The organism is Streptomyces spinoverrucosus, assembly GCF_015712165.1.
In the GTDB taxonomy this organism is placed as follows: Bacteria; Actinomycetota; Actinomycetes; order Streptomycetales; family Streptomycetaceae; genus Streptomyces; species Streptomyces spinoverrucosus_A.
This window is the reverse complement of the sequence record NZ_JADPZX010000001.1, coordinates 2,522,501-2,538,108: the sequence shown is the minus strand read 5'-3', so window position 1 is coordinate 2,538,108 and position 15,608 is coordinate 2,522,501. Positions and strand designations below refer to the sequence as shown.

Sequence of the window (15,608 nt, the reverse complement as noted above, 5' to 3'; positions counted from 1 at the left end):
GTCGTCCTCCCCACTGTTCTGCCCAGAGCTTGGCTCGCACTCACGTTTCCCCAGGGCGGGCCCGGTCGTTGGACACGATTGTGAGGCACGTACATGGGCGCGCGCGGCGCGCGGGGACCGCACTGGCCGCCCTACTGACATGGGCTGGACTGCTGGCCGGGGGCACCGGCTGCACCACGGACGGCGTGAGCGGGCTCGGCTCGCTCGGCAAGCCGCATTCCAACGAGGAGACCATCGAGGTCTCGCCGGACGACGGCAGCAAGGACGTCCGCCCGGGTGAGACGCTGTCCGTACAGGTGTCCAGTGGGCGCCTGGAGTCGGTACGGGTCGTCAGGTCCCAGGACGCCCAGGAGCTGGCGGTGCCCGGCCGGATCTCCACGGACGGCCGACGCTGGGAACCCGACGACGCGAAGCTGGCGCTGGCCGCCAAGTACACCGTCGACGCGGTGGCCGTGGACGGCGACGGCCGCCGCTCCGCCCGGCACACCACCTTCACCACGCACGTCCCCGACGAACGCTTCATCGGGTATGTCACCCCGGAGAACCGCTCGGTGGTCGGCACCGGCATGATCGTCAGCCTGGCGTTCAACCGGGAGATCACCGACCGCGCGGCCGTCGAACGGGCCGTACGCGTCACCGCGAAGCCCGCCGTCGAGATCCGCCCGCACTGGTTCGGCCGGGACCGCCTCGACTTCCGCCCCGAGCACTACTGGAAGCCCGGCACCGAGGTCACCGTCGACCTGCGGCTCAGGGACGTCGAGGGCGCACCCGGGGTCTACGGGTTGCAGTACAAGACGGTTACCTTCACCGTCGGCCGCAGCCAGGTCTCGCTGGTCGACGCGGCGAAGCACACCATGGAGGTGCGCCGGGAAGGCGAGCTGCTCGGCACGGTGCCGATCACCGCCGGGGCGCCCAAGAGCCCGACGTACAACGGGAAGATGGTGGTCACCGACATGTACGAGGTGACCCGGATGAACGGCAGCACGGTCGGCTTCGGCGGCGAGTACGACATCCCGGACGTCCCGCACGCCATGCGCCTGACCGAGTCCGGCACCTATCTGCACGGCAACTACTGGGCGTCGGCCGCGACCTTCGGCGAGACGAACGTCAGCCACGGGTGCATCGGGCTGCGGGACGAGAAGGGCGGCAGTTCTCAGACTCCGGCGGGGTGGTTCTTCGACCGCACTCTGGTCGGGGACGTCGTCGAGGTCGTGGGCAGCGATGACAAAAAGGTCGCTCCCGACAACGGGCTCGGAGGCTGGAACATGGGGTGGAAGGAGTGGAAAGCGGGCAGTGCTCTGAAGTGAGCCCGCTGGGGGGTGGGTCGGTGTGTGGAGGCCGGTCGATGTTGGGACTGAACGGTGACAATCGTGCGGCCTCGACCGCGCCGACCATGTGGTTAATATGCGCCGAGCGCGCGGGACGCGCAGGGGAGCGGGCCCGACGGGGTCCGGTGAGGGCCCGGGTCAGGGCCCGTTGAGGGGAGACAACTTGAACGTGCGACCGATATTGGGGGCGTCGGTTGACGCGCGCGGGGGGCGCGGGCGCAAGGGCCTGGCGCTGGTCGCAGGCGTACTGCTGTTGGCCGTCACTGCGTGCGGTGGCGGCTCGGACTCGGGTTCGGGCGCCGGATCGGCCTCCGAGGGCAAGGGCAAGGGTTCGGCCACGGCTCAGAGCAAGCAGTCCGAGGCGGCCGTGACCATAGCCCCCAAGGACGGCGCGAAGTCCGTCGACACCAGCGGGGCCCTCGAGGTCACCGCCGCCAAGGGCAAGCTGACCGAGGTCGTCGTCAAGGACGCCAAGGGCACCGAGATCGACGGTGAGATATCCAAGGACGGCGCCAGCTGGACGCCGTCCACCCACCTGGCCGCCGCCACCAAGTACCAGGTGCACGCCGTCGCCAAGGACTCCGCGGGCCGCGAGGCCGCCGAGGACGCCAGCTTCACCACCCTGACGCCGCAGAACACGTTCATCGGACACTTCACCCCCGAGGACGGCTCCACCGTCGGCGTCGGAATGCCCTTCTCCCTCAACTTCACCCGGGGCATCACCAACCCCGAGGAGGTCGAGAAGGCCATCGAGATCAAGACCGAACCGGCCGTCGAGGTCGAGGGCCACTGGTTCGGCAACGACCGGCTCGACTTCCGGCCGGAGAAGTACTGGAAGGCCGGCACCAAGGTCACCGTCAAGCTCAACCTCAACGGCGTCGAGGGCCGCCCCGGCGTCTACGGCGAGCAGGCCAAGACCGTCTCCTTCACCATCGGCCGCGACCAGGTCTCCGTCGTCGACGCCAAGAAGCTGACGATGAAGGTCATGCGGGACGGCAAGGTCGTCAAGACCATCCCGATCACCACCGGCAAGGCCGGCATGGAGACCTGGAACGGCCAGATGGTCATCAGCGAGAAGCACGTGGTGACCCGGATGAACGGCGAGACGGTCGGCTACGGCGGCGAGTACGACATCAAGGACGTCCCGCACGCCATGCGCCTGACCACCTCCGGCACCTTCCTGCACGGCAACTACTGGGCCGGCGGCGCCTTCGGCAACTACAACGCCAGCCACGGCTGCATCGGCCTGCGCGACGTGCGCGGCGGCTGGGACAAGGGCGCACCGGCCTCCTGGTTCTTCAACAACTCGCTGATCGGCGACGTGGTCGTGGTGAAGAACTCCAACGACCGGATCGTGGACCCGGACAACGGGCTCAACGGCTGGAACATGTCGTGGGAGAAGTGGAAGGCGTGATGCTCTGACGAGCAGAGCAGAGCAGAGCACGAGCACGGGCCCGGTGTGACTGACCGCACCGGGCCCGATGTCGTTAGCCCCCGTTAACCTGCTGCCATGACCGTGAATCTGGAAGTCGCCGAGGGCGTCGGCACCCTGCGTCTCGACCGCCCGCCCATGAACGCGCTGGACATCGCCACGCAGGACCGGCTGAAGGAACTCGCCGAGGAGGCCACGCGCCGCGACGACGTGCGGGCCGTGGTGATCTGGGGCGGCGAGAAGGTGTTCGCGGCCGGCGCGGACATCAAGGAGATGCAGAACATGGACCACACGGCGATGGTCCTGCGCGCCCGCGCCCTGCAGGACTCCTTCACGGCGGTGGCACGCATCCCCAAGCCGGTGGTGGCGGCGGTGACGGGTTACGCGCTCGGCGGCGGCTGTGAACTGGCGCTGTGCGCGGACTACCGCATCGCCGCCGACAACGCCAAGCTGGGCCAGCCGGAGATCCTGCTCGGCCTGATCCCGGGCGCGGGCGGCACCCAGCGGCTGGCCCGGCTGGTCGGCCCGTCCAAGGCCAAGGACCTGATCTTCACCGGCCGGATGGTCAAGGCCGACGAGGCGCTGACCCTGGGCCTGGTGGACCAGGTGGTCCCGGCCGCCGAGGTGTACGACACGGCGCACGCGTGGGCGGCGAAGCTGGCACAGGGCCCGGCACTCGCCCTGCGCGCGGCGAAGGAGTCGATCGACACGGGCCTGGAGACGGACATCGACACCGGCCTCGCCGTCGAACGGAACTGGTTCGCGGGCCTGTTCGCCACGGAGGACCGCGAGCGGGGGATGCGCAGCTTCGTGGAGGAGGGCCCGGGCAAGGCCAAGTTCCTCTGAAGGCGCGCGTCATGACTTGCAATTGACGCGATGTCTGATCCGGGTCCCTCGATGGGGCGGTTTATGGAAGCCTTAAGGCAGCCTTAAGCGTGCCTTGTCGAGGGAGTCCATCAGTTGCCATCAGTCGACCCTTCTTCGCAGGTCGGAGGGGCTGTTGGCGCCTCCGAACTGCCATCGGCATATGCCGGTCGGATCGCCGGGAACGACGGTCCCAGGGGGGCGTATTCCGCCGGAACGGCCCCGGAGGGCGCGCCGGGCGGCCATGATGGGGGCATGGCGGGGCTGGAGGGCATCGAACAGCCGCAAGGACGCGGCCGTGCGACCGCGGCGCGCTGGTCGCCGGCGGCCGAGGACGAACGAGCGCTCAAGGCGCTGGAGTTGTTCGGCAACCCGACGGAGGCGGAGGTTCCGCTGCCGTCCCGCCCCGAATCCGCCGCGACGGCACGCCGGCTCGCCCAGGTCGTCGTCCTGCGCCAGTGGGGCCTGTCCGCCAAGATGACCGAGGACGCCGTCTTACTGGTCTCGGAGCTGGTCGGCAACGCCGTGCGCCACACCGGCGCCCGCGTCTTCGGCCTGAGGATGCGCCGCCGCCGGGGCTGGATCCGCGTCGAGGTCCGCGACCCCTCCCGGGGGCTGCCCTGTCTGATGCCGGTCCAGGAGATGGACATCAGCGGCCGGGGCCTGTACCTGGTCGACAAACTCTCGGACCGATGGGGCGTGGACCTGCTGCCGCGCGGCAAGACGACCTGGTTCGAGATGCGTGTGGCGGACCGCTGAGCCGCCGCCCCCAACCGGCCGGTCGTACTCCTTGAGTCTCCACCCACTGGAAGGCACAGACTCGCGGACATGATCGACGACAGCACCGGTCTGTTCACCATCGGCGAGCTGGCCCGTTCCACCGGACTGACCGTCCGCACCATCCGCTACTGGTCCGACGAGGGCGTCCTGCGCCCGGTGGCCCGCTCCGTCGGCGGCTACCGGCTGTACGACGCCGAGTCCGCGGCCCGGCTGGAGCTCATCCGCACCCTGCGCGAGCTGGGGCTCGGCCTGGACGACGTACGCCGGGTGCTGGCCGGTGAGACGACGGTCGCCGAGGTGGCCGCCACCCATGTGGTGGCGCTGGACGCGCGGATCAGGGCGCTGAAGGTGACCCGCGCGGTGCTGTCGACCGTGGCGCGACGCGGTTCGACCGCGAAGGAGATGACACTCATGAACAAGCTGGCGCGGCTGTCGGCCGCCGAACGGAGCCGGATCCTCCAGGAGTTCGTGGACGAGATCTTCCATGGACTGGACACGGCGGATCCGGTGATCCGGGAGCGGATGCGCAGCATGGCGGTGGACCTGCCGGAGGAACCGACGCCCGAGCAGGTGGACGCCTGGGTGGAGCTGGCCGAGATGCTTCAGGACCCCGACTTCCGGGCGCGGATGCGGCAGGTCGCCGAGTTCAACGCGGCCGACCGGGGACCGGACGTACCCGCCGGGGCGTCGATGTGGTTCGCGCGACGGCTGGTGCAGCTGGGCGCCGAGGCCCGGCAGCGCGGGATCGCCCCCGCCTCGCCCGAGGCGGCGGAGGTCCTGCGCGGCCTCCTCGGCGACGCCGACCCCGCCGACGTACTGGAACGCCTGCGCTCCAGCGCCGACGACCGCGTCGCCCGCTACCGCGAACTGCTCGCCGTGGTGAAGGGCCGGGAACCGGCCGGCGCGCGCCGTGAGGAGTTCGCGTGGGTGGTCGCCGCACTGGAGGCTCACGTGGGCAGTTAATCTGACCTGCGTCAGTACGACGGCAAGAGCACGAGATGAGGGGCGGATCGGTGGCGGACATCGAGGAAGCGCGCAAGCAGTTCGAGCGGATCGACACGGACGGTGACGGACGGATCACCGCCAAGGAGTTCAAGACCGCTCTGGCGCAGGGGGGCGACTGGAACGTCACCGAGGCGGTCGCCGAGGCCATCATCGCCGGCCGCGACCTCGACGGCGACAAGCTCCTGTCGTTCGAGGAGTTCTGGGCGTACCTGAACAAGTGAGCCCATCCGAAGGGGCGCCCCTCTGGCCGAGCCGGGGCGCCCCTTCGGCATGCGGTCAGGAGGCCTGTCGCCGGTACTGCCCCGGCGCCACCCCGAACTCCCGCTTGAACGCCTTGGCGAAGGCGAACTCCGAGGCATAGCCGGTCCGCTGGGCGATCAGGCGCAGCGGTGTGTCCTCGTCGCGCAGGAGGCGGCCGGCCGTGGTCATGCGCCACCAGGTGAGGTAGGCGAGCGGGGGTTCGCCGACCAGTGCCGTGAAGCGACGGGCGAAGGCCGCGCGCGACAGGCCGCCGGTGGCGCCGAGTTCCTCGACGGTCCAGGGGTGCGCCGGGTCGGCGTGGAGGGCGCGCAGGGCGGCCGCGACAGCCGGGTCGGCGAGCGCCGCCGACCAGCCCGTCGGATGGCCCGAGCCGTGCCGCTCGCGCTCCCACCAGGCCCGCAGGATGTACAGCAGGAGCGTGTCGAGCAGGGCGGTGACGATCGTGTCCGCGCCCGGTCGGGGCTCCGCCAGTTCCGCGCCCAGCAGGTCGACGGCGGCGCGGAGCCTGCTGTGCGCGCCGATCCGGGCCGGCAGGTGCACGACCTCCGGCAGTTCGGTCAGCAGCGGGTGGGCCCGGCTGCGGTCCAGCAGGTAAGCCCCGCACAGGATGACCGCGTCCGGCTCCGACGCCCTCGGCCCGGCGGGGAGTTCGGGCCATCGACCGTCCGCGGTCCGTCGTACCTCCTCCAGCGGTACGTCGAGATCGGCGGCCAGCGCGTGCCCGCGCCCGTGGGCCAGGAACGCCACATCGCCCGGCGCCAGCGCCACCGGCTCGCCCTCGGCCGGGATCAGCCACGCCGACCCGCGCAGCACCACATGGAACCCGGCGCCGTCCGAGGCCTCGAAGTGCAGCCCCCACGGCGCGTACAGATCCTGGCGTCCCGAGTGCGGCCGTCCGGTGCGCATGGCGGCGATCGCGTCGCTGAGCACGTCCATGTGCGTACCGTAGCCCGCCGTGCCGAGCGGAAAGACGGACGGACAGGAAACCGAGACCAGTGGACATGGTTCGTCTTCCGTGCCGCGCCTAGCGTCGATGGCATGTCAACTACCGCACGTGCAGTGCTCTTTCACGAAACCGGCGGCCCCGACGTGCTGACCGTCGAGGAGACCGAACTGCCCGAACCCGGCCCCGGCCAGGTCCTCATCGACGTGGCCGCCATCGGACTCAACCGCGCCGACCTGTTGTTCCGTGCCGGACAGTACTTCTACGAGCCGACCCTGCCCGGCTCCCGCAACGGCTACGAGGCCGCGGGCGAGGTCGTCGCCGTCGGCCCCGGCGTGACCGCCTTCGCGCCCGGCGACCCGGTGCTGACCGGCGGCGACATCGAGCTCAGCGCCCACGGCGTGTACGGCGACCGCATCCTGATGCCCGAGACGACGGTGCTGCCGCGCCCCGCGGAGGTGGACGCGGTGACGGCGGCCGCCGCCTGGGTCACCTACTCGACGGCGTACGGCGCCCTGGTCCGGCAGGCCGCCCTGGCACCCGGCGACCATGTCCTGATCACCGGGGCCTCCAGCGGCGCCGGTACCGCCGCGATCCAGGTGGCCCGTCGCACCGGCGCCGTACCGATCGCCACCACCCGCACCGAGGCCAAGCGGAGGCGGCTGCTCGACCTGGGTGCCGAGCATGTCATCGTCAGTGACGCCGAGGACGTGGTGAAGGAGACCCGGCGGCTCACCGGCGGACGCGGCGTGGAGGTCGCCTTCGACGCGATCGGCGGCCCCGGCTTCCGCACCCTCGGCGAGGCCGTCGTCCAGGGCGGCACGCTGATCAGCTACGGATGGCTGGACCGCCGTCCCACGGAACTCCCGATGAACTGGCCCCTCACCGTCCACGGCTACAACAACCTCACCGCCGCCGGAACCGGGGAAGGCCGTCGACGGGCCTCCCACTACGTCAACTCCGGACTCGTCGACGGCAGCCTCCGCCCGGTCGTCGCCGAGGTCCTCGACGGACTCGACCGACTCCCCGACGCCCACCGGCTGATGGAACGCGACGCGCACGTCGGCAAGGTCGTCGTAAGGATCTGACTGACCGGGCGGACGGGCGAGTCAGCCCAGCGCCCGGGCCACGAACGCGTCCAGTACCCCCGCTCCCACCTCCACCGTCCGGGTACGGCCCTGCCAGTCGGTGACCGTGTGGGAGCGGGCGGTGTCGCGCAGGGCCCGGACCTGGGCGCGGGTGCCTTCGCCGTCCTGGAGGGCCAGGGCTGCCAGGGCCGCTCGGGCCCAGTCGTGGGCGGCGTCCAGCCAGGGGGCGGCGGAGGTGCGCAGCGCCGGTGGGACCGTGTCGCGGGCCCCGGCGAGGGTGGTGAGATGCCTGCGCAGGGCCTCCTTCGCGGCGGGGGCGCCGCGCCGGTACGCCTCGATCAGTGCGGCCAGTTTCGGTGCCGGGGTGGTGTTGAGGCGGGAGGCGTGGTTGAGGTCGGCGAAGGCGCGCAGGGCGGTGAGGGCGCGGGCGTCGCCGGCGGCCAGGAGCCGCAGGCCCGCGTCGAGGGCGACGGTGGGGCGGTAGGCCTGCGGGTGCCAGGCGTAGGCGGCGAGCGAGAAGAGGGCGGGGACGGACGCGGTGGACTGGTTCATCGGGTTGGCGGTGATGCCCGCCACCGCGGCCGGGACGCCGGGGTCGCGGCCCTCGTAGGGACCGAGCAGGAGATTGCCCGGCGTGTAGTCGTTCACCGGGTAGTTGTCCCAGATCAGGACCGGGTGCGCGTAGCGGCGGGCGGCCTCGCGGGCCTGGTCGGTGCGCAGGGTGGGGGCGACGACCAGGGGGCCCGTCCACATGACCGTGATGCCGGGGGAGAGGGCGGAGGCGAGGGCGGTCTTGTAGTCGGTGGCGCGCGTGCCGTCGTACTCCGTGGGGACCGTGATCAGCGGGGTGGCTTCCGGGCGGGGGGCCAGGAACTCGCGCTGGACGTCGTTGAGCAGGTCCGCCTGCGCGCGGGCCACCGCCGCCCGGCCGTAGCCGTACGTCGTCCCGTCGGCGGGGCAGTTCCAGCGGGTGATGTCGATGTCGTCGAGCGGGACGGCGTACGAGCGCACCCCGATGTCCCACAGCTGGCGGAACTTGCGCAGCAGGGCGGCGCGGTCGGCGGCGGAGGAGTAGCAGATCGACGGGCCGGGGGAGACGGCGTAGACGAACGAGACGTGGCGGGCGGTGGCGTGTTGCGCCAGGGCGCGCAGGGTGGTGAGGCGTGACGTGGGGTACGGGTCGCGCCAGCGGGACCGCAGGTAGGGGTCGTCCTTGGGGCTGTAGATGTAGGTGTTGAGCTTCCAGCGGGCGGCGTAGTCGAGCTGCGCCAGGCGCTCCTGTTGCGTCCAGGGAGTGCCGTAGAAACCCTCGACGATGCCCCTGGTGGCGGTGGCGGGCCAGTCCCGGACGCGGACGGCGGGCAGGGTGGTGCGGGCGGTGGCCGTACCGACGGGGCGGACCAACTGGGCGAAGGTCTGGGCGGCGTGGAAGGCGCCGGTCCGGTCCGCTCCGGCGAGGACGACGCGGGGGCCGTCGTCGGCGTGGCCCACGGCGAGGACGTAGCCGCCCTTGGGCAGGCCCTTCGGTGAGCCGGCGTCCAGGTCCGTCGTCGTCCCGTCGGTCACCACCAACAGCTCCCCGGAGCGCGGCTCGTCGCCGACACGGATCTCGCGGGCGCCGCCGGCGCGCAGCGCGCGGACGACGGTGTCGAGGGTGGCCGGATCCGTCGCGTCCCCGGTGCGTACCGCCACACTGCGGCCGACGGCGACCGAGCCCCGGTCGTCGCGGACGACGCGCGGTGGGGGCCAGAGGGCGGGCACCGGGGCGCTGCCGTCGGCGTGCGGTCGCGCGTCGATTCCGGCGGGCGGAGCCGCCCGCGTGCCGTCGCCGTCGCCGGTGCCGCCCGTGCAGTCGCGCAGCAGCAGGACGACCACCAGCCCGAGCGCGAAGCCCAGCAGCAGCGGTGGCGGGATGCGGAACGCGCGCACCGAGCCCCCTCCCACGTGCGTCGACCGACGATCAACTCGCCTGTGAACAACAGGGTATGACGATGTGGCAGTTGCGGGCGGAGGGGTTGCCTGAACCGGGCGGTGGGCATCGTAGAGATTCCGTGTGGCGTCTTGTCCGGATGCGCCGTTCGGAAGGGGTAAATGCGCCGCGTTGTGCGCCAGTTGGCGTAGACAGGGGCGCTCGCAGCTTTTATCCAGGTATTCGCGGGGCGGACGTGGCCCCGGCCGAGCACAGGAGGTCGCCGATGGTCGCGCCGGATCCTCTCAGTCACTGGATCGTTCTTCTCGACATCGAGGACTTCAGTCTGCGCGCGGAGACCGCCCAGGCGACCCTGCACGAAGAGCTGTACCACGTCGTCGAGTTCGCGCTGGCCCGCGCCGGACTGGGCCTCGACGCGTGCTCCGTGCAGGACCGTGGGGACGGCATGCTGATCCTGATCCCGATCGGCACCAGCCCCACCAGGCTGTTACGGGAACTGGTGCGCGGCCTGGAGGACGCGCTGGTCGAACACGGGGGCAAGTACAACGACGACCACCGCATGCGGCTGCGCGTCGGCCTGCACCAGGGGCTGGTGATCCAGCGCGGCCAGCGGTGGACCGGTACGGCCGTCAACGACCTGGCGCGGCTGGTGGACGCCGCCCCGGTCAAGCAGGTGCTGGCCCGGGCCACCCGGGCGCATCTGGTGGTGGTCGTCTCCGAGGAGATCCACCGGTCGGTGGTGCTGGGCCGCTACCCGGGCATCGACCCGGCGGCCTATCTGCCCGCCGACTTCGTCACCAAGCACGACGAGCCGCGCCGGGGCTGGGTCACCGTACCCGGCTATCCGGCGCCGCCCGGACTTCCCGCGGACCCGGGGGAGTCGCCACGTGACCGTGGGAGACACGGGGGAACACCCGGCACGGGCGGCAACGCGGGAGGAGTGGGCGGCGGGACCGACACGGGGAGCCCGGCCCCGCCGCCCACGCTCCACATCCAGGACGTCATGCACAGCCAGCTGGCCGTGGGGGAGGGCGCGTTGGCTGTCGGGGGCGACTACGTGGAGGGCAACAAGAACGTCTACGGCTCTGCCCCCGCCCCTGAGGACCCCGCACCCCACCGCACCCCCGCGGACGGATCATGAGTACGCCGGCCGGACCCGCCCCCGCCGCCCCGTCGCCCGCCCCGCAGCCGGGGCCGGCGGCGGCGCCGAGGGGTGCGCAGCCCGCCGCCGCGCCCGCTTCGGCTCCCGCAGGCGGCCCCGCCGCGCCCACCCCGGGCGCCGGTGCCGGAGCCGGTGGTGAGGGCCAGTCCCCGGCGGGACCGCAGGCGCCCACCCCGGAAGCCCCCGGCGGCGGCAACAACGTCGGCGCCGGTGCCAGCGCCGGCGCCGCCACCGCCCGCACCGGTCAGGGCAGCCTGCGTGCGGGGCTGCTGCGGGAGGCCTGGACGCACATCGGCGGCGACCGGGTGCAGGGCGACAAGATCGTCATCCAGGCGCCGGGCGAGCGCGGAGTGGTCCTGCGTACCCTGGCCGCCGCCGTGGTGGAGACCGTCCGGCACACCTTCCAGGCGCCGCCCCGCTGGGACGACATCCAGGCGGACGCCTGGCAGCGCCGCTCGGTCGTGCTGCGCGGCCCCGGCGGCGCCGGCAAGACCGCGGCGGCCGTCCGGCTGCTGATCACCGCCCAGGTCAAGACCTGGTACCTGCTGGACTCGGTGGCCGAACTGACCCGGCTGACCGAGCTGCGCCAACTCGGCAGCGGCGCCGGCCTGCTCCTCGACCGCCCGCGCGACCTCGGCACGCTGAGCGGATCGCAACTGGCCGGACTGGAGGGCCTGCTGGAGCAGGCCGACGCCCGACTGGTGCTGATCGCCGGGCCGGACGCCGAACTGGACCGCGGCGTCGGCGAGTACGTCCAGCGCGTCACCCACCCCGACTCCCTGGACGCCGTACTCGCCGCCCATCTCGCCCACCGCCTCGGCGAGGCGGACGCCGAACGCGCGCTGGCCGCCGACGGAGTCGCCGACCTCGCCGCGGAACTCCTCCGCGACGGTCCCGCCTGCCGTGACGCCGCCCGGCTCGCGGAGGTGCTCGCGCACGAGTACGGCGGTGGCGGCATCGACCCGGACCGGGTGCGCGCCCGGATGGACAGCTCCGGCGGCGAGGGCCCCGAGGAGTGGTTCGAGGGGCTCGGAGACACCGGGCTGCGCACCCAGGCCATCGCCCTCGCCGTCCTCGGCGGACTGCCGCAGGAGGACGTGGCGCTGGCCGCCGCCGCTCTGCTCGACCGGTTCCGCAGCGACCGCGGCGTCCTCACCACGAGCGTCGAGCGCGGCCCCGTACCGCTCAGACAGGACCCGTTCGCGCAGTCCCGCCGGCTGCTCGCCGAGAAGCTGCGCGCCCGTACCGTCTCCGCGGTCACCCGGGGCAGCTTCGGCCGGCTGCCCTGCACCGTCGCCGAGTACCGCAATCCCGACTACCCGCCCCGGATCATCCGGCACGTCTGGTCCGAGTACCGCATCCAGCAGGAACTCGTCGGCTGGCTCGCCGAGTTGGTCGACACGCCCTCCCAGCAGGTGCGCAGCTTCGCCGGGACCGCGCTCGGCCTGATCGCCGCCGAGTCCTTCGACCACATCGCCACCCAGGTGCTGCCCGGCTGGGTGCTGCACGAGGACAGCGGCTCCGCGCGCCGCGAAGCCATCGCCTACGCCCTGCGCGTGTGCGCCCGTGACCCCGTCCTGCGGCCCGGCGTGCACGCCCTCGTGGGCGGCTGGTACCTCAGCGGCACCTGGGAGCTCCAGGCCGCCGCCGCCCGCGCCTACGGGCTGTGCCTGGGCGGCGCCGACCTCGACACCGCCGTGCGCTGCCTCACCCGGCTCGGCACCGTCGACCACATCCAGGTCGCCATCGCCATCGGGGACGCCTTCGCCGACCTGGTCGAGGAGGACGTCGCCGCGCACGCCCCGCTGGTGCTGCGGGCCGTCGCCGAGATGGTTCACGAACCGCTCAGTCGTCCCGTCGGCCACCTGGTCTTCCTGATCCTCGCCGACGCCCTCGTCACCGAGGAAGGCGCGGGCCTGCGTGCCCGCCCCACCCTGCTGAAGCTGGCCGCGGCCGACCCGCCCGGCAGCGAACTGCGCCGCCTGCTCGGCTACCTGTGGTCCGAGGTGATCGGCGGCGAGCTCTTCGGCGACGAGTCCGCAGGCGTCCTGGAGGCCTGGGCAGCCCAGGCCGAGACCGACCCACTGCTCCTCGACGACCTGGTCCGCGTCCTCGTCCAGGACGTGGCCGCGCGCAGTCCCCGCGTCGGCCGCCTCCTGGAGCACTACGTGACGCGCTGGACCGAGCGCGACCGCTTCCGTCCCCTGCCCCGCGCCGCGGCGGTCCTCGGCAGCGCCCTGCGGCCGACCGCCGGCCCCGCTCACTCTGGAGGTGCCCGGTGACCGAGCCGGTGTCGTTGATCGTCAGCCAGACGCCGGTGCCCCGCATGGCCGTGGGGCCGACCAAGGCGACCGAACCCCATCTCGCGGTCGTCTACGCCACCGCGTCCGGCGAGGTGGCCTGCTTCGAGGGCCGCCCGATGAAGCCCTCGCAGCAGATGTTCTCCAAGTACCGCACCCGCTACGAGGTCGACATGCGCCCCTACCAGCGCTCCGCCGTCCTCGGCCGCAACCCGCTCATCTCCCGGGACGGCGTGCACGCCTTCGAGGTGACCGTCGACTTCGCCTTCCGCATCGACGGCTGGCAGGGCGCCGAGGACTTCGTGCGCTCCGGTCTGCACGACCCACTGCCCGTCGTGCACGGCCATCTCGTCTCCCTGTTCCACGGCGCCGGCCAACGCTTCCCCATCGAGGACTCCTTCGGCCTCCAGCACCATCTCAACCAGCTCTGCTCCCAGCCGGTCGTCTTCCAGGAAGGCCTCAAGCTGTACGGCTGCCAGGTGCACGTCCGGCCCGACGCCAAGTCCCTGTCCCACCTGGAGTCCCTGATCGAGGCCGGCCGGCGCGAACACCTCGGCGCGGCCGAGCACATACCCAACAGGGGCGCCGTCGTCCGGCAGACCGAGATCGAGGCCATCCAGCAGCGGGCCCAGATCGAGGCCACGGCCCGGCAGGCGGACGCGCTCGCCGACACCCTCACCACCAGCGACGGCCTGATCCGCCACTACCTGGTCACCAACCCGCACGACGCGGCCGGCGCGTTCGAGATGCGGCGCCAGCTGGAGGAGGCCCGCGCGGCCACCGCCGAACTGCAGAACCAGCGCGCCCTCGGCCTGTTCCAGGTGATGGCCGAGAAGGGCCTGATCCAGGCCGGCGACCTGGAACACATGCGCCAGCAGCTCACCGGCACGGTCGGCCGCGCCACCGGCGGCGACGCCGCCCTCCCGCCCCTCGCCACCCCCCAGCTCCCCGCCGCCCGCCCCTGGGACCCGCCCCAGCTGCCGCCCGCCGACCAGACACCGGCCCCCGCCGGCTACACCCCGACGCTCGTCTCACCCACCGTCGGCCCGTCCGCGCCGCCCGGCCCGCTCACCCGGACCACCCCCACCGCGCTGATCTACCTCGTCGTCGACGAGTCACTCGACCGCGCCTGCCTCGACGAACTCCAACGCGGACTGGACGCCCTGCACTCCGCGCTCTCCGACGCCCCGGACGTCTCCCGCGTCCTGCGGCTGGGCGTCCTCGGCATGGCCGCCACCACCGAACAGCGGCTGTCCCTCGCCGAGGTCGGCCCCGGCACCCGTACCCCCCTCCTCATGGGCCGGCGCGGACTGTCGTACAGCCAGGCCTTCCGCACCCTGCGGCCGCTGATCGGACAGGACGTCACCGTCGTCAAGAACGATGGCGCGCAGGTGCTGCGGCCCCTCGTGTACTTCCTCACGGGCGGCGCGCCCGACGAGGGCACCGCCTGGCGCGGCGACCACCACGACCTGACCGACACCGACCGCAACCGGGCGGCCCCGCACCTCATCGCGCTGGGCTTCGGCCGGGCCGAGACGCAGGCCGTGCGGAGCGTGGCGACCCGTCCCGAGTTCGGCTTCATGGCCGCCCCCCACCAGGACGCCGCCTCGGCCGCGCACAGCTGTGCCGCCTTCCTGAGGGACAGCGTCATCTCGTACGGGCAGCGCCTCGCGTCCGGCGAGGCGAACTTCTCGATCAACCCGCCGGACGGCTTCCGGCGGGCCGAGGACGCGCTGTGACCCTCGGCCACCCCACGACCACCGCATCCCACGCAGTCCCCATTCGGAACAGAAACGGAAGACGATGATGGAAAGCAACCGGGGGCACTTGCTCCCCATCTACGTCCTCGCCGACGAGTCGGGCTCCATGGACGAGCACATCGACGACCTCAACGACGGCCTGCGCTCCCTGCACCAGGCGCTGCTCGGCGAGCCGATGGCCGCCGCCAAGGTGCGCTTCTCGGTGCTCGGCTTCTCCGACGACGTGATCGAACGCGTCCGCCTGGTGGACCTGCGCAGCGCGGCCGAGTTCCCGCGCCTGACCACCCGCGGCATGACCAGCTACCGGGCCGCCTTCGAGGACCTGATCAGCCGCATACCGGCCGATGTGAACCGCCTGAAGGCCGAGGGCTACCAGGTGCACCGGCCCGCGGTGTTCTTCCTCAGCGACGGCCTGCCCAACCGCGGCGAGGACTGGCAGGACCCGCACCGCCGGCTCACCGACCGCAACACCACCCTGGGCGCGCCCAACATCATCGCCTGCGGCATCGTCGACGCCGACGCGCAGACGATCAACCAGGTCGCCACCCGCCCGGAGTTCGGCTTCGTCGCCAACAAGGGCGTCGACGTGGGCGCGGCCATCGCCAAGTTCTGCACGGCGCTCACCAAGAGCGTGATCGCCTCCGGCCGTTCGCTCGGCTCGGCGTCCCCGCAGCTGATGGTGGACAAGCCCGAGGGTTTCACCGTCGCGATCGATGTGATCTGACGTGAGGTTCCCCCATCGTCGCGCCCCCGAC

The 15,608-nt window shown here is 72.4% G+C and carries 13 protein-coding genes; 11 read left to right on the top strand and 2 right to left on the bottom strand.

The genetic code is table 11. From position 1 onward, the window contains the following. Positions 1 to 80: 80 nt before the first annotated feature. The 6 genes from I2W78_RS11280 (at position 81) to I2W78_RS11255 (ending at position 5,630) form a co-directional block, all read left to right on the top strand. A complete protein-coding gene (locus I2W78_RS11280; protein ID WP_196459158.1) occupies positions 81 to 1,307 on the top strand; it encodes a L,D-transpeptidase in 1,227 nt (408 codons plus the stop codon). 184 nt (positions 1,308 to 1,491) lie between these two features. Next, a complete protein-coding gene (locus I2W78_RS11275) occupies positions 1,492 to 2,742 on the top strand; it encodes a L,D-transpeptidase (protein ID WP_196459156.1) in 1,251 nt (416 codons plus the stop codon). Positions 2,743 to 2,838: 96 nt separating this feature from the next. Further along, positions 2,839 to 3,606, top strand: coding sequence for an enoyl-CoA hydratase/isomerase family protein (locus tag I2W78_RS11270; protein ID WP_196459154.1), 768 nt, complete (start codon positions 2,839 to 2,841; stop codon positions 3,604 to 3,606). Between the two features lie 273 nt (positions 3,607 to 3,879). Beyond that, positions 3,880 to 4,383, top strand: a complete 504-nt coding sequence (locus tag I2W78_RS11265; protein ID WP_196459152.1) for an ATP-binding protein — start codon at positions 3,880 to 3,882, stop codon at positions 4,381 to 4,383. Between the two features lie 69 nt (positions 4,384 to 4,452). Continuing rightward, positions 4,453 to 5,367 carry a helix-turn-helix domain-containing protein gene (locus tag I2W78_RS11260; protein WP_196459150.1) on the top strand — a complete coding sequence of 305 codons (915 nt, stop codon included), beginning with the start codon at positions 4,453 to 4,455 and terminating at the stop codon, positions 5,365 to 5,367. A 50-nt stretch (positions 5,368 to 5,417) separates the two neighbouring features. Next, the gene (locus I2W78_RS11255) at positions 5,418 to 5,630 is read left to right on the top strand and encodes an EF-hand domain-containing protein (protein WP_196464505.1); all 213 of its coding nucleotides are present in this window, start codon (positions 5,418 to 5,420) and stop codon (positions 5,628 to 5,630) included. 55 nt (positions 5,631 to 5,685) lie between these two features. Here I2W78_RS11255 and I2W78_RS11250 read toward each other — a convergent pair whose 3' ends face one another. Continuing rightward, entirely contained in the window at positions 5,686 to 6,606 is a 921-nt protein-coding gene (locus I2W78_RS11250) for an AraC family transcriptional regulator (protein ID WP_196459148.1), read from the bottom strand. A gap of 102 nt (positions 6,607 to 6,708) precedes the next feature. On the opposite strand from I2W78_RS11250, the gene I2W78_RS11245 reads away from it, so the two are divergent. Beyond that, complete coding sequence (locus tag I2W78_RS11245) at positions 6,709 to 7,701, top strand: zinc-dependent alcohol dehydrogenase family protein (protein ID WP_196459146.1); 993 nt, start codon at positions 6,709 to 6,711, stop codon at positions 7,699 to 7,701. Between the two features lie 21 nt (positions 7,702 to 7,722). On the opposite strand, the gene I2W78_RS11240 is transcribed toward I2W78_RS11245, so the two are convergent. Next, positions 7,723 to 9,630 carry a beta-N-acetylglucosaminidase domain-containing protein gene (locus I2W78_RS11240; RefSeq protein ID WP_196459144.1) on the bottom strand — a complete coding sequence of 636 codons (1,908 nt, stop codon included), beginning with the start codon at positions 9,628 to 9,630 and terminating at the stop codon, positions 7,723 to 7,725. A gap of 266 nt (positions 9,631 to 9,896) precedes the next feature. Here I2W78_RS11240 and I2W78_RS11235 point away from each other — a divergent pair, with 266 nt between their 5' ends. The 4 genes from I2W78_RS11235 to I2W78_RS11220 all read left to right on the top strand — a co-directional run bounded on the left by I2W78_RS11235 (position 9,897) and on the right by I2W78_RS11220 (position 15,577). Next, positions 9,897 to 10,772 (top strand): adenylate/guanylate cyclase domain-containing protein, encoded by an 876-nt coding sequence (locus I2W78_RS11235; RefSeq protein ID WP_196459142.1) that lies wholly within the window; start codon positions 9,897 to 9,899, stop codon positions 10,770 to 10,772. After that, positions 10,769 to 13,075, top strand: coding sequence for a hypothetical protein (locus tag I2W78_RS11230; protein ID WP_196459140.1), 2,307 nt, complete (start codon positions 10,769 to 10,771; stop codon positions 13,073 to 13,075). Before I2W78_RS11235 ends, I2W78_RS11230 begins: the two co-directional genes overlap by 4 nt. Next, entirely contained in the window at positions 13,072 to 14,832 is a 1,761-nt protein-coding gene (locus I2W78_RS11225) for a hypothetical protein (RefSeq protein WP_196459138.1), read from the top strand. Before I2W78_RS11230 ends, I2W78_RS11225 begins: the two co-directional genes overlap by 4 nt. A gap of 64 nt (positions 14,833 to 14,896) precedes the next feature. Further along, positions 14,897 to 15,577 carry a vWA domain-containing protein gene (locus I2W78_RS11220; protein ID WP_196459136.1) on the top strand — a complete coding sequence of 227 codons (681 nt, stop codon included), beginning with the start codon at positions 14,897 to 14,899 and terminating at the stop codon, positions 15,575 to 15,577. Positions 15,578 to 15,608 lie beyond the last annotated feature (31 nt).

Coding starts and splice junctions, on each gene's coding strand:
- I2W78_RS11265 (WP_196459152.1), top strand. CDS start 3,880: ATGGCGGGGCTGGAGGGCATCGAACAGCCGCAAGGACGCGGCCGTGCG.
- I2W78_RS11230 (WP_196459140.1), top strand. CDS start 10,769: ATGAGTACGCCGGCCGGACCCGCCCCCGCCGCCCCGTCGCCCGCCCCG.
- I2W78_RS11250 (WP_196459148.1), bottom strand. CDS start 6,606: ATGGACGTGCTCAGCGACGCGATCGCCGCCATGCGCACCGGACGGCCG.
- I2W78_RS11220 (WP_196459136.1), top strand. CDS start 14,897: ATGATGGAAAGCAACCGGGGGCACTTGCTCCCCATCTACGTCCTCGCC.
- I2W78_RS11260 (WP_196459150.1), top strand. CDS start 4,453: ATGATCGACGACAGCACCGGTCTGTTCACCATCGGCGAGCTGGCCCGT.
- I2W78_RS11235 (WP_196459142.1), top strand. CDS start 9,897: ATGGTCGCGCCGGATCCTCTCAGTCACTGGATCGTTCTTCTCGACATC.
- I2W78_RS11270 (WP_196459154.1), top strand. CDS start 2,839: ATGACCGTGAATCTGGAAGTCGCCGAGGGCGTCGGCACCCTGCGTCTC.
- I2W78_RS11245 (WP_196459146.1), top strand. CDS start 6,709: ATGTCAACTACCGCACGTGCAGTGCTCTTTCACGAAACCGGCGGCCCC.